The organism is Flavobacterium restrictum (genome assembly GCF_007097245.1).
Lineage (GTDB): Bacteria > Bacteroidota > Bacteroidia > Flavobacteriales > Flavobacteriaceae > Flavobacterium > Flavobacterium restrictum.
The window spans coordinates 75,059-93,153 of the sequence record NZ_VJZT01000003.1; the positions used below are offsets into that span (position 1 = coordinate 75,059).

The following is an 18,095-nucleotide window of genomic DNA, read 5'->3' on the forward strand; positions in this document are numbered from 1 at the left end:
GGTTTAGGACAAAATCAATTAAAACCCTTTTTGAAGCAGTTGTATTTGATTTATAAGGACATACAATATTGAAAAGAAAACATAAAAAAACACTTATTTAACAACTTTTAAAAATTATAAACATGAAAAAAATCTACCTACTAGTATTGATTATTGGATTAACCACAGTATCATTTGCGCAAAATAAATCAACCGGAGTAGTAACGATGGGAACAATAAGTTTGAAAATTGATTTAAATCAAACTACTTCTTTGGTAACCTATACCATTACGGGGCCAACCACAAAATGGTTTTCTATTGGTTTAAATACAACATCGATGACCGCAAGCACGGATTGTGTTACGTATGGCACAGCACTCTTGGATCAATCGCTTCCGGGAGGTCATGTTGCCCCAGTCACGGATGCGACTAACAATTTAACATTAGTTTCCAATACAATAAGCGGAACCGTTAGAACGATTGTTGCCACCAGACCATTTAACACTAGCGACGCTAAAGATTATACGTATGCGTTTAGTTTGACTAATTTGAATGTGATTTATGCAATAGGTTCTTCTACCAATGTTGCGAATCAGCACCAAACATTTGGCAGTAAAACACTAACGTTCACTACTGTTTTGGGTTTGGCTGATAATACCACTTTGGACAAAGTAACCATTTATCCCAATCCTTCAACAGGGGTTTTTATGATTTCAAAAAACAATGCCACTACAGTATCAAAAATCAAAATCTTTGATTCTACCGCTAGACTTGTCAAAGAAATAAATGTGACCAATGATAAAGAAACAACCATCAATTTATCTGGTTTTGCCAAAGGCATTTATTTTGCCGAAATAGCAAACGAGGATAGTAAAGTGGTTAAGAAATTAGTAATAAAATAATAATTATGAGCAAAAAAGTAAAAATAATTGGGATTGTAATCGTGTTGATTGGCGTAGTGGGTTTGGGTGTGTTCCAATATGTGATGCATGGAGGAGAACGGAATTTAAGCACCGAAACAACTGATTTTACGCTCACTTCCAAAGCTATTTCGGATGAATTTACCGCTGATATTGATGGCTCCAACAAAAAATACCTCGAAAAAGCAGTGGCCATATCAGGAACGATAACAGCGGTAACTGCAACAGGAATTACTCTTGACACAACCATTATTTGTAACCTGAAAACTCCCGATGCGACTATTCAAAAAGGCAAAGTCGTTACCGTAAAAGGACGAGTGGTTGGGTACGATGATTTGATGGGCGAGTTGCGATTAGACCAATGTTTATTACTAAATAATAATTAAATAAATGAAAATGAAAAATTTTTTATCTTTTGTACTTGTGTTTTTTACGGTTGGATTTGCCGCTGCGCAAGATGATTTGTTAAATCAATTAAATGCAGAAAAATCAAATGTGAAAGACGTTGAAACTACCGCTTTCAAAGGACTGCAAATATGCAACATGCAATCGACAAAACTTGCGGCCAAAGGCGAATGGTACATGGTGGTGTCGCATCGGTTTGGGGATTTAACCCATGGTTTTGATAATTTCTTTGGGCTGGATAACGCCTTAACAAAAATTGGTGGTATTTATGGTGTGACCAATTGGTTGTCCTTGGGTGCTTCGAGACAAACTTATAATAAAACCTATGAACTAACAGCAAAATATAAATTTGCCAATCAAGAAGTGGACGGATTTCCTGTAGCCATTGTAGGGTACAATACCATGGATATTAACAGTGCATTAAAAACCGCTCAATACCCGTATTTGAAATTCAATGACCGCATGGCTTTTACGACACAACTATTGGTTTCCAGAAAATTTTCTAAATCATTAACGGTTGAGTTGGCACCTATTTATGTGCATAAAAATTTATATGATCCAGCCTTGGAACAAAAGAATTTGTTTTTGATTGGTGCAGGAGCACGTTATAAAATAGCCAAACGATTGAGTGTGAATCTAGAATATGCCGCTAGAGCCTCTATGCCAGAAAATTTTGTTTCTCCGTATCACAACCCACTTTCGGTTGGTTTAGATATAGAAACGGGCGGACACGTTTTTCAACTCGTGTTTTCTAATAGTCAGCCTATGAATGATGTGGCGGTGTTTTCGAACGCCTCGGGCAATTGGAACGGTGGTAGTCTTTATTTTGGATTTAACATGTATAGAGTTTTTTAAAAGAAAATAAATAAATTATGAAAAAAATAAATGTAATACTACTATTTGTTAGTGCACTATGCTTTGTTTCCTGCGATTCGGTTACTTATGATCAAATTTCCGAGGTGAATACGAATCCAACCTATGCTGCTAATGTGGGGCCAGTTTTTCATTCCAATTGTTCGGGTTGTCATAATTCAGGGGGACAATATCCATCGTTAGCCAATTATACTGAAGTGAAAGATGCCGTAGAAAACGGAAATGTTATTTGTAGAATCGATACCCAAACCTGTGGCTCCGTAATGCCTACAAGTGGCCGAATGAATCAGGGAACTATTGACATGATTAAACTTTGGGCGACCAATGGATATCCAAATTAAAACATAAAAAAAATGAAAAAAATAACACTTTTGGCGGCAATACTTTGCCTTGGTAATGTGGTTTTTGCCCAAAAAATGATGACACGTGTAGGCGAAATAAAATTTGAAGCTTCAATGCCCGCTTTTGAAGAAATTGCCGCAAAAAACAGTACTGTTTCTTCTATTTTAGACCAATCTACTGGCGATTTTGTTGCTTTGGCTTTGGTAAAAGCATTCAAATTCAAAGCACCTTTGATGGAAGAGCATTTTAACGAAAATTACATGGAATCGTCTCAATTCCCGAAAGCTACTTTTAAAGGAAAAATAGTAAATTTTGATTCCAAAAAACTTTCGGCTTCCAAAACAACCTATGATTTAGAAGGCGATTTGACCATTCACGGCGTTACCAAATCGATAAAAGCCAAAATTATTCTCGCCACTACAGCGGGTAAAATTAGTGCAGCAACTACTTTTTTAGTAAAACCGCAAGACTATAAAATTGATATTCCAAATCTAGTAAAAGGAAAAATTGCCGAGAACGTAAAAGTAGCTATTGATTTTTTGCTTCAAGCGAATTAATTGGCACTTAAAAATACTATTTAAACCAAAAACTCCATTCGCATTGAATGGAGTTTTTGGTTATATAAGTAACAATCATTGTATGATGACGTATTTTAAAAATTAGAAAAAATGTCATAATAGAATGATTTTGAACTATTGTTGATAATATTGCTTCTTTTGACTTTACGACATTAAAACTTTCGACTTACTTAGTTGTGGATTTTCTATTCCAAATGAGCATCAGCAATAAGCAAAGCTTCGGATATAATGGACAAACCTTCGTCTATTTCAGCTTTGGTAATGCACAAGGGCGGCGCAATAAAAATGTATCCCCAACGAACAAAAGTGTACAATCCCAAAGCTCTCAATTTTCCAGCAATAGCATTAGTAACCTTCAAATCATCTCCTGCGCCATTGTAAGGACAAATGAGTTCGCCTGTCGCTTTATTTTTTAAAACGTCCAAACAGCCTAGCAATCCGGTGTTTCTAAAAGTTCCCATCGAAGGGTGTTTGGCTCGCATTTCCTCGATTTTGGATTCTAGATAGGTGCTCATTTGACGGGTATTTTCAATCAAATTATCACTTTCGTAAATGTTGATAACGGCTAATGCTGCTGCCATTGTTACAGGATGTGCATTGTACGTAAGCCCAATCATCATGGGGGTATTTTCGAATTTTGCAGCAATGGTATCGGATACCATCAAGCAACCTAATGGGAGATAGGAGGACGTCAATCCTTTGGCCATACAAACCATATCGGGTATAATAGCATGATTTTCAAAACCAAACCATTTTCCTGTTCGACCAAAACCACTCATTACTTCATCGGCAATAAAAAGGATGTCGTATTTTTCGCAAAGTGCTTTTATGCCTTTGAGATAGCCTTTTGGATAATGCAAACAACCAGATGAACCACTTTCGCCCTCAAAAATAAAGGCAGCAATATTCGTTTTTCCTTCAAAATGAATGACTCTTTCTACATATTCAAGGCTCAAACTTAATTTTGTTGCCTCGTCTAGATTTTTCATTCCAAAAAAGTAATACGGATCATCAAGCAAAACGGTATTGGTCATTTGTTGGGAATCATTAGCTAATTTTCTAGGATCTCCACCCACAGACATACCGCCTATAGAACCACCATGAAACGCACGATAACGACCAATTATTTTATGGCGACCCGTGTACAAACGTGCTAATTTTATAGCATTATCCACAGAGGAAGTACCGCATAAAGTAAAGAACGCTTTGTTTAAGTGACCCGGACAAATTTCGGCTAATTTTTTAGCCAACTTTGCTCTAATTTCGGTGGTGCAGGATGGGGTTACAAAACTCACTTTTTGCATTTGCTCCACTACAGCTGCAGTAACTCTTTGATCGCCATGACCAATGTTTACCGACATTAATCCGGACGAAAAATCAATGATTTTGTTGCCATCGCAATCGTATAAATAAACGCCTTCGGCTCTTTCTATAGCGATTGGGTTGACACTTGCTTGGGCTGACCAAGAAAACAAACTGAATTCTTTGCTGTCACTTACTATTTGTTCTTTGCTTAACATTTTTTGTTTAATTATAGTTTTAATTATTTGACTGTGAGGTCGTAACTGTACAAAACTTCGTCTCTTACAAAACCCATTTTGTGATACAATCCTTGTGCTATGATATTGTTTTTGGCAGTTCTTAATCGGATGAGATTGGAACCTAATTCTTTGGCGAAAGCAACAGTTTCTAGAATAAGCTTTTCGCCAATGCCACTTTTTCTGATTTTTGTATCTACAAAAAGGTCATTTAGAATCACTATTTTGTTCAATGCCAATGACGAAAAAGTCACATAAAGTAATGTAAATCCAATGGCGATATCCAAATTAGAATCGTCAAAGGCTAGGAAAATCGTCGCTTCATTGTTCGTAATGCGTTCCTTTAAATAGGTTTTATGCTTTTCATAATTGGAAGGTTTTTTATAAAACACCACATATTGATCAAATAAATGGGTTACTTGGTCTAAATCGAGTATTGTAGCTTTTCGTATCATGATTGTCTTTTTTATAGGTTTGAATCTTAAAATTACAATTTTTTTTTAAGATTTGGATTTCTTTCCTTTAAATAGAATTGCAGCCATTATTTTTAACTCATCCAATTCGTTCCCGCTTCTGGGTTCCATTTGGTGGTGGTTTTCTTTTCTTTGGTAAAAAAACCAATCGAACTTTTGCCTGTAATATCACCAGAACCGAAGCGAGATTCATTCCATCCGCCAAAACCAAAAGGTTCGCGAGGTACAGGAACGCCAATATTTACGCCACACATTCCCGCCGAAGCATTTTCGGTTACATAATTCGCTAAACCACCACTTTGTGTAAATACGGAACACGCATTTCCATACGGATTTGCATTTTCTATTGCCAAAGCTTCGTCAATTGTATTCACACGAACAATAGCGAGAACGGGGCCAAAAACTTCTTCTCTAGCAATTTTCATATCGGCTGTCGCATAATCGATAAGCGTTGGGCCTACATAAAAACCATTTTCTTTTCCAGGAACTATTGTATTGCGTCCGTCAAGAATTATTTTGGCACCTTGTTGTTCCGCTTCAGTAATATAGTTTTCAATTCTGTCTTTGGCCGCTTTTGAAATTACAGCTCCTAAAGTTGTACCACATTGAATTTTTTGAGCGTCACCTATTAATTTGTCAAGAATCGCATCGCAATTTCCTACTGCAATTAAAGTCGCCGCTGCCATACAACGCTGCCCCGCGCAACCACTCATAGAAGCAATAATATTAGACGAAGCCATTTCAGGATGAGCGTCAGGTAATAATAGGATGTGATTTTTGGCACCACCAAGCGCTAAAACTTGTTTTAAATTTTGACTCGCTCTTTGGTAGACAATTTTGGCTACTTTGGTCGAACCCACAAAAGTTACCGCATGAATTTCGGGATGGTCACAAATATTTTCTACGGTCGTTTGCGTGCCATTTATAATATTAAAAAGACCGTCAGGAAGTCCTGCTTCTTTCAAAAGTTTTGCAGTGTATTGGCTACTTACGGGAACAGATTCGGAAGGTTTTAAAATAAAAGCATTACCAAGAGCAATGGCATTTACAATCGTCCAATGAGGTACCATTGTTGGAAAATTAAAAGGAACAATAGATGCTACAATCCCTAAAGGAACTCTGGTTGAGGAGCAAAAAACACCCTTGCTCACTTCCATGTTTTCGCCGTTTACAAATTGTGGGAGCGAACAAGCAAACTCGGTTAACTCGATTGCTTTATCAATTTCGGCTTTGGCCTCACCGTGAATTTTTCCGTTTTCACGATAAATAATTTCAGTAAGTGCTTCGCTGTTTTTTTCTAATAATTGTTTGTATCTATAAAAAACTTGCGCTCTTTCTTTCAAAGTTACTTTCTGCCAAGCTTTTTGTGCTTTTTGTGCATGTAGAATAATTTCGTCCAAATCTTCCCTAGTCGATTCGTTGAAAGTGGTTAATGTACTTCCGTCTAATGGGGAAATAACCGTATGAATTTGTGTTGAACTTCCCGATTTGAAAGCTCCGTTTATAAAGTTTTGTACTTCGTTATAGGTCATAATTACAGATTTATTTTTTTTCAAATATACAATTATATTCAAAAAAATAAAATTTATTTTTGCATGTATTAAAAATATTGTTAGATTTACAAAATAATATCGCTATTGTTAATTTATTTACAATATTAAGAAGTGTTTACTTTATTGTCTTTTACTTGTAAAAAGTACTGTATTTATAGGTAACTTTAGGAACTATTAAACCAAAACCAAAAATTACTAAAACCAAAAAATCTATGAAATCAATCTCAACTATTATTGGAGTCGGCTTACTGCTTCTGGCTGGACTTTGTTATTTTGTCAATTGGCACGCGCTTGTACCTGCATTTACGGTATTGGGTGTTGCTATTATTACTAGAAAAGCGTTAGAACCACTTATTATAGGCTGTGCTTTGGGCTTTATTTTATTAGCCATGCAAGGCGGATCCAAAGAATATTTTCCAGAAGGAGAAGGAATGATTTTTCCATTGAATATGTTTGACGGTTTGTATTCATCCATTGCGAGGGATGCGCATGATCAAGGATTGATTTGGGTAATTTTAGTTTGTATATTATATGGTGCTTTTGTCCAAATGGTGGTTGCTTCTGGCGGTATCAAAGCAGTAGGTAAATATTCAGAAAATCATGTAAAAACCAAGAAACAATCCCTCTTGATGACGTATTGGTTGAGTTTTTTCTTTTTCTTGGATGATTATTTTAGCGCTTTATCCGTAGGAAATACGATGAGACCCATAACCGATAAATTTGGAGTTTCTAGAGCTAAATTGGCTTTGGTATTAAGTTTTGTGTGCGTTCCATTGACTATTATTTTCCCAATTTCTACTTGGACTATTTTTTACGGTTCACAATTAACAGCGATTGAAGGTGGTGTAATGGACGCTGCTGGACATGCGATTACAAGTCCTATTGAAGCCTTTATGCACACCATTCCGTATAATTTTTCGGCTTGGATTTCCTTGATTTTAGGAGGATTAGTGGTGTACGAATTCATTCCTGATTTCAAAGGAATCAAACAATTAGAATCAGAAGTTGTTGTTGAAGAGAAAAAAGAAAAAATAAATAAAAAACCGAAGAAAGAGGGCAAAATGGTGTATTTCATAATGCCCCTGTTAGTTTTGATTTGGTGTACTATTTTGCCTTATCCTTGGGATTTTGATTACTGGGGAAGTGCGTTTCAATATGACATCAACTATATTTTTGGGAGCATCGATGCTTTAAGAGGAATTGCTACCGCTTGTGTATTTACTTATTTGTACTTCTTGGTATTCAAAATTGTTGATTTTCATAAAATATCAGACAATTTTGTAAAAGGATTAGAAACTATAACATTTGTATTGGCGGTTTTAGGATTTACCTATTTGTTGAAAGATGTTCAAAACGCATTGGGATTCAACGAGTTTGTTGCGTCACACTTGGAAGGCATTAGCTGGTTGAACAGTGCAACATTGCCATTTATTTTTTTTGCATTGGTAGCATGGATTTGTTGGGCAACTGGTTCAAACTGGGGAATTTATGCCATTCTTGTGCCTACAGCAGCTATTTTGTCCACTCAAGTTCACGCTAATTTTTGGTTGACGCAAGGAGCGTTAGCATCAGGAACTGTTTGGGGCGCGGCGGCTTGTTTTTTCTCGGATAATAGAGTTTTGACGGCACAATCGTGTAAAGTAGATATGATGAAACATGGGATTTCTCAATTTCCATATCAACTTATCATCTTTGGAGTATCATCGGTATTGTATTTAATAGCAGGATTTATTTTGTAATTTAAAAAAAAAGTATAAATGATTCATAAAGAAATTTTTAACAATGAATTTCTAATCAGAAATGCTACGACTGCCGATGTGGTTCAGATGGAATTTGTTCAAAAACAATGTTATCCTTCTTTAGACCAATCAGAGTTATTAAATAGAGATCACTTTATGAATCATATTAAAATTTTTCCAGAAGGGCAATTTGTTGTCGAAAGAGAGGGAGAGATAGTGGGGTCTGCCAGTACCATGCGGATTTTTTTTCCAAAAGAAAACCATTCGTTTTTAGCGACCACAGATAATTTATGGATTACCAAAACCCATCAAAAGGAAGGAGATTGGATGTATGGACTCGATATGGGAATACTTCCAGAGTATAGAGGTTTGGGGCTTTCGAGAGAGTTGTATTTAACCAGACAAGAAATAGCAAAAAAGTTAGGATTAAAAGGTCAAATCATTGCTGGAATGACCATTGGATACGGAAGAGTAAAAGACAGAATGACAATCGAGGCCTATTGTTATGCCTTGGAAATTAAAAAGTTTACAGATCCAACGGTTACACCACAACGGAAAGCAGGTTTTAGATGGATAAAACCATTGTACAATTATATCAATGATCCCGAAGCTGGATTTGCTTGTATCTTACTATATTTTCCTGTTGATGAGAATTATAAATTGAAATTAGAGGCTAAAGATGGTATATAAAGAGATTTTAAATGGTGCTTTTGTGGTCAGAAATGCCACGCTTGAAGATGCTATTCGGATGGAATTTGTGCAAGCAAAATGTTTTCCAACTTTGCATGAAACCGAATTAATGAATAGAAATCATTTTGCAAATCATGTAAAAGTTTTTCAAGAAGGACAGTTAGTTGTTGAAAAAGACGGATTGGTAATTGGCTCTGCGAGTACCTTGCGATGTGATTTTCCAGAACACGATAGTACTTTTCTAGAAGAAACGGATAATTTATGGATTACAAATGCCCATATTACTAACGGCGACTGGATGTACGGTATAGATATGGGGGTTTTGCCAGAATATAGAGGTTTGGGTTTGTCTAAAGAAATGTATAAAGCGCGTCATGAAATTTGCAAACAATTAGGTATCAAAGGACAAATCATTGCCGGAATGACCATTGGCTACGGGAAAGTAAGCGATCAAATGTCCATTGAAGAATATTGCAAAAGACTAGAAAATAACGAATTTACAGATCCAACCATTACCCCGCAACAACACGCAGGTTTTAGATGGATTAGAGCAATTTACGATTATATAAATGATCCCGAAGCTGGAAACGCAAGCATTTTAATGTATAATCCAGTGGATGAAAAGTATTATTTGTAACGAAAAAAAAGAAAAAAAACAGATTAAAAAAATTAAATTAAAATTAAAAATGGGAACTCAAATTAAAAAAGTATCAGAAATTCCAGGACCAAAAAGCAAAGAAATATTAGCAAGAAGAGCAGCTGCTTTGCCATCAGGTTTAGGAAAATCTACCGAAGTGGTTGTTGAGAAAGCCGAAGGAGCTTTGGTATGGGATGTTGATGGAAATCAGTTGATTGATTTTGCAGGAGGAATTGGAATGGTAAATTTGGGACACCGACCACAAGTTGTTGTTGATGCAATTAAGGATCAATTAGAAAAATACATACATACCGGTGCATTAGTAACCACTTTTGAACCGTATTTGGATTTTGCCGAAATGCTAAACGGAATCACGCCAGGTGATTTTCCTAAAAAAACATTGTTGGCTTGTTCTGGTTCCGAAGCCGTAGAGAATGCCATTTCAACGGCTAAATATTATACCAAACGCCCAGCAGTTATTTGTTTTGAAGGTGCCTACCATGGTAGAACAATGCTTACTTTGAGTTTGACTAGTAAATACGGTTTGTTCAAAAGAGGTTTTGGAACTTTTGCACCCGATATTTATCGTTTTCTGTCTCCAAATCTGTACAGAAAACCAGCAAATATGACCGATGACGAGTACATTGATTATTGTATTGAACGTTTCGATCAAAATTTAATTTCGCATGTAGATCCTTCTGCAGTAGCTGCTATTATCATTGAGCCTGTGCAAGGTGAAGGTGGTTTTATTCCAGTTCCAAAACGTTTTCTAGAGAAAATCAGAAAAGTGTGTGATGAACATGGCATCGTTTTTATTGCAGATGAAGTACAATCTGGAGCTGGTCGAACAGGGAAATTTTTAGCAATCGAACACAGTGGCGTTATTCCAGATATCGTGACAATGGCAAAATCTATTGGTTCAGGAATGCCAATAAGCGCCACAACTGGTAGAGCCGAAATCATGGATGCCCCCCATTTAGGTGGAGTTGGAGGAACCTATTCAGGAAGCCCGCTTGCAGTGGTTGCTGCACATGCAACCGTTAAGGAAATCAATACTCCCGAGTTTTTAGCCAAAGCAACTCACGTAGGTGATATTATAGTTAGCCGACTAACTGCAATGAGCAAAAAGTTTGAAGTAATAGGAGATGTTCGAGGATTAGGAGCCATGTTGGTAGTTGAATTTGTAAAAGACAGAACGACCAAAGAACCTGATATGGATTTTGCAATGGCAGTAATCAAAAAATGTGTTTCTAACGGTTTGATTTTAATTCGTGCTGGTTTATATACAAATTGTATTCGTTTCTTGCCTCCAATTGTAATTACTGCCGAACAATTGAACGAAGGAATGGACGTAATTGAAAATGCTATTGCAGCCGTTTTAGCGGAAAGAAAATAAATAGTCAAATGGCGAATGTCTTAAAGCCCAAAAGGAAAACAGACATTCGACTTTATAACTTTACGACATTCGATTTTATGACTTTAAGACTATTTTATAACGCCAACATCATTACTATGGATTCCGCTTTGCCCAAAGCGGAGGCCATGGTAATTAATGATTTGGGCAAAATCGAAGCCATCGGAATCGAAAGTGATTTACGAAATCAATTTGGTTCTTTTTCAGAAGAAATGAATTATAACGGGCAAACTATTATTCCAGGATTAAATGACGCTCACATTCACGTTTGGAAAATTGGTCATCTTCGAACGTATATGCTCGATGTTCGTGGCGTAAAATCTATTGTTGAATTCAAACAAAAACTAAAGGATTTTGCAGATAAAAATCCAACTTCCAATTGGATTATGGCACGCGGAATTAACGAAATGGTACTCGATGAAAAACGATTACCGACCAAAGAAGATTTGGATGAAGTGATTGTCGACAGACCCGTTTTTGTAATTAGAACTTGCGCTCATATTGGTATTGCTAATTCCAAAGCCATGGATATTTCGAATGTTGATGCCACTACTGAAGTTCCTTTTGGAGGCGAAATTCGTAAAAACCAAGACGGAACACTACAAGGTATTTTTACCGAAAGAGCATTGGGATTGATTATGAATAACATTCCCGCCTTTACTTTTGACGAATATAAAAACATGATTCTCGAAGCGCACGCCTATTTGTTAAGCCTCGGAATTACTAGTGCTACAGATCCAGCAGCAAATGAAGAATTATTGGCGGCATACATTAAATTAGATCAAGAAGGATTATTGAAAGTGCGAATGAATGTTTTCCCGCTTCGGATTCCTGATGGAAGTGACGATATTCAGGTTTTGCCAGAACAATATGAGTCGGATTTTTTACAAATCAAAACGGTTAAGTTTTTCTCTGATGGCGGATTAAGTTCAGCAACAGCAGCTTTGAATATTCCTTATAAAAATACGGACGGTTACAAAGGGGTTTTGAGATTGGATTATGACACCTTTTACGAAACTGCTAAAGAAGCGGTAAACAAAGGATTTTCAGTAGCCACTCATGCCATTGGTCATCAGGCAGTCGATTTGACCTTGAAAGTGTATAGCGATTTATTCAAAATTAACCCAAATTTAAAACACAGAATTGAGCATGTTGGTTTTTTATCCAATGAAAATATTCAAGATTTCAAACGAATGAATATGACCGCAGCAATGCAACCCATATTTATTTATGAATTGGCCAATAATTTCAAAAGTACCTTGCCTGATGCGTTGTTGGATGTGGTGTATCCTTGCAAAACAGTTTTGGACAATAAAATTAATCTAGCATTATCTACTGATGGTCCTGTAGTAAAAGAAATAAATCCTTGGGTCAATATAGAAACAGCTGTGACTAGGAAAGCGGCTGATGGCTCTGTCATTGGCGAAAGCCAAAAAATTACGGTGCAGCAAGCATTGAAAGCCTATACCGTTGGAAGTGCAATAGCAGATAATTTAGAACATAAAAAAGGAAGTTTGACTGTTGGGAAATATGCCGATTTTATAGTTTTAAACAAAAATCCTTTTGAACTTTTGGATGTTTCTACGGTTGAAACTTTAGAAACTTGGATTAACGGCAAAATAAAACACAAAAAACAGCTTTAATTATTATAAATAAAACAAAAAAATCATTTTTTGTTGCAAATAAATTAATTACATTTGGCTTATTATTAATTTTTTACAAAAAAAATAAAATGAGCGCATTAGACGATGAATTAGATTACCAAATATTGACACTCCTTCAAAAAGATGGTAGAATGTCATTTACCGAAATTTCAAAAGAAATAAATGTTGCAGTAAGTACCATTCGGCACCGGTATATCAATTTAATTGAAGATGGAACCCTGAAGATAATAGGTAGAGTCGATCCCAACAAAATCGGGTTCAATGCCTATGCGAGTATTTTGATTTCGGTTAAACCAAAGTCTTACATGAATACTATTTTCGAAGCGTTAACAAAACTACCAGAAATTAGTTTTCTAGCTTCGGTTTCTGGAGATTTTGATATAGAAGCGAACGTTATGTGCCGCGATATGGAACATTTGAATGAACTAATAGGTGAGAAAATTCATGTTTTGGAAGGCGTTTTTGATACCAAAACCAATATGTACATGAAAATATACAAGTTCTCACAACCCGATTTAGAATTAGCAAAATTATCAAGCAAGCAAAATGAATAATACAGACAAATTATACGAAAGAAGAAAAAAAAGTGTACCAAACGCTTTGGGAATTTTCAATCCATCGAGTATTCAATCCGCCAAAGGAGCTATAATTATCGATGCCGACGGCAGAGAATTAATCGATTTTGCAGGCGGAATCGGTGTCAATAATGCAGGACATGGCGTACCAGAAATTATTGAAGCCATCAAAAATCAAGCAGATAAATTTATTCATGCTTCCTTCAATGTTTCGGTTTACGAACAATATTTAGATTTAACCGAAAAGCTATGCGAAATTTTCCCTCATGGCGAATCGACCAAAGTGATGTTGACCTTATCAGGAGCCGAATCGGTTGAAAATGCCATTAAAATCGCCCGTGCCGTTACCGGAAAATCAGGTGTAATTTGTTATGATGGTTCTTTTCATGGACGCACCATGATGGCAATGACCTTGACCTCTAACGTAAAATACAAAGAAGGAGCTGGCCCTTACGCACCCGAAGTGTACCGATTGGAATATCCGTATTACAAACCGAGTATGAAAAATCGAATGACGGAGGAAGAATTTGATGATTTGATGATTATGAAGTTGCATAAAACATTTTCATCAACGGTTTCGATTACACAAACTGCTGCAATTATTTTGGAATTGGTTCAAGGTGAAGGTGGTTTTACCGTGGCTTCCAAAAAATATGTGCAGTATTTACGAAAATTTTGTACCGAAAATAATATTTGTTTGATTTTTGATGAGGTGCAATCTGGCTTTGGTCGTACCGGAAAATGGGCGGCTTACGAGCATTATGATGTGACTCCAGATTTGTCTACTTGGGCAAAATCAATGGGTGGCGGAATGCCAATAGGTTGCGTTATTGGCAAGCAAGAAATTATGGATGCCATAAAACCAGGACTTATTGGAGGTACTTATTTAGGCGGGCCTTTGAGTTGTGTGGCTTCCTTGGCAAGTATTAATTACATGCAAAAAAACAATATCAATGCTGCTGGTGAAAAAGTGGGTAACATTGTTCGTGATAAATTCAACCAATGGCAAACTGCATATCCAAAAAACATTACAGATGTTCGTGGATTGGGCGCCATGTTGGCCATCGAATTTTCTAACCCAACAACAGGAATGCCTGACGGTGTTGCCACAAAAGCAATTGTAGATAAATGCCTTGCCAAAGGTTTAATTGTAATTACCTCTGGAACCTACGGCAATTGTATTCGAATATTGAGCCCTTTATTTATTGAAGACGAAATCTTGGAAAAAGGCTTGGCAATTTTAGAAGAAACGATTCAGGAAGTCATTTCATAAATTTTAAAATCCGTAATAATCTGTGTTTTCGCGGTAGCGAATCCGTTTTATCAGCGTACAATTTTTAATTAACAACATGAGAAAACAATATATAAATGGTGAATGGTGTGACGCAATTGACGGCGCAACATGGGAAGTACAAAGTCCCGCTACCGAAGAAATTTTAGACAACGTACCTTTTGGAAACGCTACTGATTGCAAAAAAGCCATTGCATCGGCTTCTATTTCATTTCAAACTTGGAAAAAGACAACGCCGTATTATAGAGCGGAATTTTTGAAAAAAACGGCCGATTATATTCGGGCAAATGCGGAGGCTTTCGCCAAAGAAACATCATTGGAAACAGGAAAACCAATGCTCGAATCTCGTGGGGAATGGCAAGTTTCAGCCAACCTTTTTGAATGGTATGCCGAGGAAGGAAAACGCAGTTATGGCCGCGTGATTCCATCCAGTAGAATCGATAAACGTTCCATGGTTATATACCAACCATTAGGTGTTGTAGGTGTCATTACCGCTTGGAATTTCCCCGCTTATAATCCTGCAAGAGCAGTTGCAGCCGCATTAGCAGCGGGTTGTAGTGTCGTAATGCGTGGTTCAGAATTTACGCCTTTGTCGAGTTTTAATTTGGCAAAAGCCCTACATGAATCTGGAATTCCAAAAGGAGTTTTCAACCTAATCAACACGGAACCAGTTTCAACAGGAACAGAGATGATTGAAAATCCGTTATTGGCTAAAATCAGCTTTACGGGAAGCACACGTGTTGGTAAGATTTTGATGGACGGCGCTTCTAAAACTTCGACTAAATTATCCTTGGAATTAGGAGGAAATGCGCCTGTAATTATTGATAAAGATGTTGATGTTGATGCCATTGCGCACCAAGCAATAATAGCCAAATTAAGAAATTGCGGTCAAGTTTGTGTTTCGCCACAGCGTTTTTATGTGCATTCCAGTATTTTTAACCAATTTGTTTCGGTTGTAAAAGAAGATATTTCAAAATTGAAAACGGGTGTAAATGGTGGTGACATCGATTTTGTAGGGCCGTTAATTAATAAAACACAACAAAACCATTCCTTGGCAATGCTTGAAAAAGCCAAAAGTGAAGGAGCAATTATACATATTGGTGGAGAAAAATCAGAAAAAGGATTTTTTGTACATCCAGCATTAATTGAAGCGAGACAAAATCAAGGGTTTATAAAAACGGAAGTTTTTGGGCCATTAATGATCGTAATTCCGTTTGATACACAAGAGGAAGTTATCGAATGGGCAAATGACACGGAATATGGTTTGGCTTCCTATGTTTTTACCAATCATATTAAAAATGCAAATGTGTATGCCGAAAACCTTGAATTTGGTATGGTGGGCATCAACGAATGGGCTGCTCATGGAACGGAATTGCCTTTCGTAGGAATAAAAAGCAGCGGAATTGGTCACGAATCGGGTTCCGAAGGATTGAAAGAATATTTAGAGATGAAATTGATCAGTTACGGAAATATGTCTTAATATATACCTGACAAGTTTTAAAAACCTGTCAGATATAAATCATCAAATTATGAAAAAAGAAATTTTAGGCAAATACATTTTGCAAACCGCCACGCCAGAATATGCCAATCAAGAAGCAGAATTGCAAAAAATTGTTTTTCCAACTTTATCGGAAGAAGAATTGATGACCGAAGCGCAGTATAAAAGACATATTGAAATTTTTCCTGAAGGGCAAATGATAGTTTTGGATGGCGACAGAGTTATTGCAGCGACAACTACTTTGATGCAGAATTATCACAAAGGACATCATACTTTCTTGGAAATTTCAGATAATTTATGGTTGGGAACACACGACCCAAAAGCCGACTGGCTATATGGTTTAGACGTTTCTGTTCATCCTGATTATCAAGGAAAAGGAATTGGTAGAGAAATCTATAATGCGCGTCAAGAAGTGGCTAGAGCAATGGGAACTAAAGGTCAAATGACCGCCGGAATGCCTATTGGATTTGATAAAGTAAAAGACCAAATGACAATTGCAGAATATTGCGAAAAATTAATAAAAGGCGAAATTATTGATCCAACTGTTACTGCTCAAACCAAATGTGGATTTATTCTCGTAGAACCATTATTTGATTATTTAGATGACCCAAGGAGCGGAAATTGTTCGGTTTTGATGTATTGGCCTTTGGATCCAAATACAAAATTGAGCGAACATCATTAAAAAAATACTCCAAGAATGCTCCGTAAAGTCTCCGACTTTGAGGATGTGATCAACGGTCTTTGACCGAAGTTAAACTGTTTTTCTATTAACAAAAACTATAAACCACATGAAAAAAATTGCATTATCAGTATTAGTAATTGCAGGCTTGTTTACAAGCTGTGGCAAAAAAACAGAAGAAGCTAAAGCTGAAACGATTGATTTAGAAGCTTTAAAAGGATCTACTTTGAACATTCTAGCTTGGGAAGGATATGCTGATGCTTCCTTTACCAAAGCATTTGAAGAAAAATACGGAGTTACTGTCAAAGGAACTTATTTTGGTTCTTCTGATGAATTGGTTTCCAAATTACAAAGTGGTGGTGGTGCAAGTTATGATGTGATTACGCCTTCTTCGGATGTAGCGGGATATATTGTTTCTTCGGATTTGGTGGAGCCATTAGCAACGGATGAATTAACAGCTTGGGCAACACTTTCTCCTGTATTAAAAGGAATGAAAGACGTTCAAAAAGACGGTAAAACATACGGTATGCCTTTTACTTGGGGGCCCGATTATTTAATTTATAATGCGGATGTAATTAAGGAAACGCCAACCTCATGGAATCTTTTCTTTGACCCAAAATACAAAGGAAAAATCGCCATGTACGATGATATTTCCTCTATTTATTTAGCCGCACAATTGTTGGGATATGACAAAACGGATCAATCGGTTTTATACAATTTGACCGAAGAACAATTGGCTGCTTGTAAAGCAAAATTAGTGGAATTAAAACCACAAGTGCGTAAAAACTGGGCTTCGGCTGGGGAATTAGACAATTTGTTCAAAAACAAAGAAGTAGTTGCTGCCGTGGGATGGCCATTGACACCTGCCAATTTAAATAAGCAAGGAATGAACATCAAAGCTGTAATTCCTAGTGAAGGCGCTACAGGTTGGATTGACCGTTTAATGATTGTTAAAGGTGCTAAAAACAAGCAATTAGCCCAACTTTGGTTAGAGTATGTTTCGCAACCAGCAGTTATGGCACAAATAGCAGAATTCACACAATATTATGTTTCAAATCCCGCTGCAAATGCGCTTTTGACTCCAGAAACTCAAAAATTAATGGATGTGGCGAGTATGGATTCTATGTTTAAAACCTTGAATTTCTGGCAACCTGTGAAAAATAGAAAACGCTACAATGAAATTTGGAGCGAAGTAAAAAATCAATAAATAATTCTATCAACCTGCAAGGTTTTTAGAGCTTTGTAGG

At 36.6% G+C, this 18,095-nt stretch carries 18 protein-coding genes; 15 read left to right on the top strand and 3 right to left on the bottom strand.

What is annotated here, in order from left to right; genetic code table 11:
• Window positions 1-122: 122 nt before the first annotated feature.
• From FNW21_RS04155 to FNW21_RS04175, 5 genes are read left to right on the top strand one after another with little or no spacing between them, the layout of a single operon-like run.
• Window positions 123-881, top strand: coding sequence for a T9SS type A sorting domain-containing protein (locus FNW21_RS04155; protein ID WP_144255486.1), 759 nt, complete (start codon window positions 123-125; stop codon window positions 879-881).
• A 5-nt stretch (window positions 882-886) separates the two neighbouring features.
• Window positions 887-1,285 (top strand): OB-fold protein, encoded by a 399-nt coding sequence (locus FNW21_RS04160; RefSeq protein ID WP_144255487.1) that lies wholly within the window; start codon window positions 887-889, stop codon window positions 1,283-1,285.
• A 10-nt stretch (window positions 1,286-1,295) separates the two neighbouring features.
• Complete coding sequence (locus tag FNW21_RS04165) at window positions 1,296-2,159, top strand: DUF5777 family beta-barrel protein (RefSeq protein WP_144255488.1); 864 nt, start codon at window positions 1,296-1,298, stop codon at window positions 2,157-2,159.
• 17 nt (window positions 2,160-2,176) lie between these two features.
• On the top strand, window positions 2,177-2,518 hold the full coding sequence (locus FNW21_RS04170; RefSeq protein WP_144255489.1) for a hypothetical protein: 342 nt from the start codon (window positions 2,177-2,179) through the stop codon (window positions 2,516-2,518).
• Window positions 2,519-2,530: 12 nt separating this feature from the next.
• On the top strand, window positions 2,531-3,076 hold the full coding sequence (locus tag FNW21_RS04175; RefSeq protein ID WP_144255490.1) for a YceI family protein: 546 nt from the start codon (window positions 2,531-2,533) through the stop codon (window positions 3,074-3,076).
• A 206-nt stretch (window positions 3,077-3,282) separates the two neighbouring features.
• Here the strand turns inward: FNW21_RS04175 and FNW21_RS04180 are convergent, their stop codons facing one another.
• The 3 genes from FNW21_RS04180 to mmsA form a co-directional block, all read right to left on the bottom strand.
• On the bottom strand, window positions 3,283-4,617 hold the full coding sequence (locus tag FNW21_RS04180) for an aminotransferase family protein (protein ID WP_144255491.1): 1,335 nt from the start codon (window positions 4,615-4,617) through the stop codon (window positions 3,283-3,285).
• Window positions 4,618-4,640: 23 nt separating this feature from the next.
• Complete coding sequence (locus FNW21_RS04185) at window positions 4,641-5,090, bottom strand: GNAT family N-acetyltransferase (protein ID WP_144255492.1); 450 nt, start codon at window positions 5,088-5,090, stop codon at window positions 4,641-4,643.
• Between the two features lie 92 nt (window positions 5,091-5,182).
• Window positions 5,183-6,640: a CoA-acylating methylmalonate-semialdehyde dehydrogenase gene (gene mmsA, locus FNW21_RS04190; protein WP_144255493.1), complete on the bottom strand. Its 1,458-nt coding sequence runs from the start codon at window positions 6,638-6,640 to the stop codon at window positions 5,183-5,185.
• A gap of 233 nt (window positions 6,641-6,873) precedes the next feature.
• Here mmsA and FNW21_RS04195 point away from each other — a divergent pair, with 233 nt between their 5' ends.
• The 10 genes from FNW21_RS04195 (at window position 6,874) to FNW21_RS04240 (ending at window position 18,055) form a co-directional block, all read left to right on the top strand.
• The gene (locus FNW21_RS04195; RefSeq protein ID WP_144255494.1) at window positions 6,874-8,400 is read left to right on the top strand and encodes a Na+/H+ antiporter NhaC family protein; all 1,527 of its coding nucleotides are present in this window, start codon (window positions 6,874-6,876) and stop codon (window positions 8,398-8,400) included.
• Between the two features lie 18 nt (window positions 8,401-8,418).
• Entirely contained in the window at window positions 8,419-9,090 is a 672-nt protein-coding gene (locus FNW21_RS04200) for a GNAT family N-acetyltransferase (RefSeq protein ID WP_144255495.1), read from the top strand.
• Window positions 9,080-9,727: a GNAT family N-acetyltransferase gene (locus tag FNW21_RS04205; RefSeq protein ID WP_144255496.1), complete on the top strand. Its 648-nt coding sequence runs from the start codon at window positions 9,080-9,082 to the stop codon at window positions 9,725-9,727. The genes FNW21_RS04200 and FNW21_RS04205 overlap by 11 nt, the downstream gene beginning before the upstream one ends.
• A gap of 49 nt (window positions 9,728-9,776) precedes the next feature.
• Window positions 9,777-11,123, top strand: coding sequence for an aspartate aminotransferase family protein (locus FNW21_RS04210; protein ID WP_144255497.1), 1,347 nt, complete (start codon window positions 9,777-9,779; stop codon window positions 11,121-11,123).
• A 77-nt stretch (window positions 11,124-11,200) separates the two neighbouring features.
• Window positions 11,201-12,784, top strand: a complete 1,584-nt coding sequence (locus FNW21_RS04215; protein WP_185963879.1) for an amidohydrolase — start codon at window positions 11,201-11,203, stop codon at window positions 12,782-12,784.
• An 89-nt stretch (window positions 12,785-12,873) separates the two neighbouring features.
• On the top strand, window positions 12,874-13,359 hold the full coding sequence (locus tag FNW21_RS04220; protein ID WP_144255499.1) for an Lrp/AsnC family transcriptional regulator: 486 nt from the start codon (window positions 12,874-12,876) through the stop codon (window positions 13,357-13,359).
• Window positions 13,352-14,653 carry an aspartate aminotransferase family protein gene (locus tag FNW21_RS04225; protein WP_144255500.1) on the top strand — a complete coding sequence of 434 codons (1,302 nt, stop codon included), beginning with the start codon at window positions 13,352-13,354 and terminating at the stop codon, window positions 14,651-14,653. Before FNW21_RS04220 ends, FNW21_RS04225 begins: the two co-directional genes overlap by 8 nt.
• A gap of 76 nt (window positions 14,654-14,729) precedes the next feature.
• Window positions 14,730-16,151: an NAD-dependent succinate-semialdehyde dehydrogenase gene (locus tag FNW21_RS04230; RefSeq protein WP_144255501.1), complete on the top strand. Its 1,422-nt coding sequence runs from the start codon at window positions 14,730-14,732 to the stop codon at window positions 16,149-16,151.
• A 49-nt stretch (window positions 16,152-16,200) separates the two neighbouring features.
• Window positions 16,201-16,851, top strand: coding sequence for a GNAT family N-acetyltransferase (locus FNW21_RS04235; protein WP_144255502.1), 651 nt, complete (start codon window positions 16,201-16,203; stop codon window positions 16,849-16,851).
• Window positions 16,852-16,957: 106 nt separating this feature from the next.
• Window positions 16,958-18,055: an ABC transporter substrate-binding protein gene (locus FNW21_RS04240; protein WP_144255503.1), complete on the top strand. Its 1,098-nt coding sequence runs from the start codon at window positions 16,958-16,960 to the stop codon at window positions 18,053-18,055.
• The last annotated feature ends 40 nt before the right edge of the window (window positions 18,056-18,095 follow it).

Coding starts and splice junctions, on each gene's coding strand:
- mmsA (WP_144255493.1), bottom strand. CDS start 6,640: ATGACCTATAACGAAGTACAAAACTTTATAAACGGAGCTTTCAAATCG.
- FNW21_RS04230 (WP_144255501.1), top strand. CDS start 14,730: ATGAGAAAACAATATATAAATGGTGAATGGTGTGACGCAATTGACGGC.
- FNW21_RS04165 (WP_144255488.1), top strand. CDS start 1,296: ATGAAAAATTTTTTATCTTTTGTACTTGTGTTTTTTACGGTTGGATTT.
- FNW21_RS04180 (WP_144255491.1), bottom strand. CDS start 4,617: ATGTTAAGCAAAGAACAAATAGTAAGTGACAGCAAAGAATTCAGTTTG.
- FNW21_RS04170 (WP_144255489.1), top strand. CDS start 2,177: ATGAAAAAAATAAATGTAATACTACTATTTGTTAGTGCACTATGCTTT.
- FNW21_RS04175 (WP_144255490.1), top strand. CDS start 2,531: ATGAAAAAAATAACACTTTTGGCGGCAATACTTTGCCTTGGTAATGTG.
- FNW21_RS04205 (WP_144255496.1), top strand. CDS start 9,080: ATGGTATATAAAGAGATTTTAAATGGTGCTTTTGTGGTCAGAAATGCC.
- FNW21_RS04210 (WP_144255497.1), top strand. CDS start 9,777: ATGGGAACTCAAATTAAAAAAGTATCAGAAATTCCAGGACCAAAAAGC.
- FNW21_RS04160 (WP_144255487.1), top strand. CDS start 887: ATGAGCAAAAAAGTAAAAATAATTGGGATTGTAATCGTGTTGATTGGC.
- FNW21_RS04200 (WP_144255495.1), top strand. CDS start 8,419: ATGATTCATAAAGAAATTTTTAACAATGAATTTCTAATCAGAAATGCT.
- FNW21_RS04220 (WP_144255499.1), top strand. CDS start 12,874: ATGAGCGCATTAGACGATGAATTAGATTACCAAATATTGACACTCCTT.
- FNW21_RS04195 (WP_144255494.1), top strand. CDS start 6,874: ATGAAATCAATCTCAACTATTATTGGAGTCGGCTTACTGCTTCTGGCT.
- FNW21_RS04185 (WP_144255492.1), bottom strand. CDS start 5,090: ATGATACGAAAAGCTACAATACTCGATTTAGACCAAGTAACCCATTTA.
- FNW21_RS04155 (WP_144255486.1), top strand. CDS start 123: ATGAAAAAAATCTACCTACTAGTATTGATTATTGGATTAACCACAGTA.
- FNW21_RS04240 (WP_144255503.1), top strand. CDS start 16,958: ATGAAAAAAATTGCATTATCAGTATTAGTAATTGCAGGCTTGTTTACA.
- FNW21_RS04235 (WP_144255502.1), top strand. CDS start 16,201: ATGAAAAAAGAAATTTTAGGCAAATACATTTTGCAAACCGCCACGCCA.
- FNW21_RS04215 (WP_185963879.1), top strand. CDS start 11,201: ATGACTTTAAGACTATTTTATAACGCCAACATCATTACTATGGATTCC.
- FNW21_RS04225 (WP_144255500.1), top strand. CDS start 13,352: ATGAATAATACAGACAAATTATACGAAAGAAGAAAAAAAAGTGTACCA.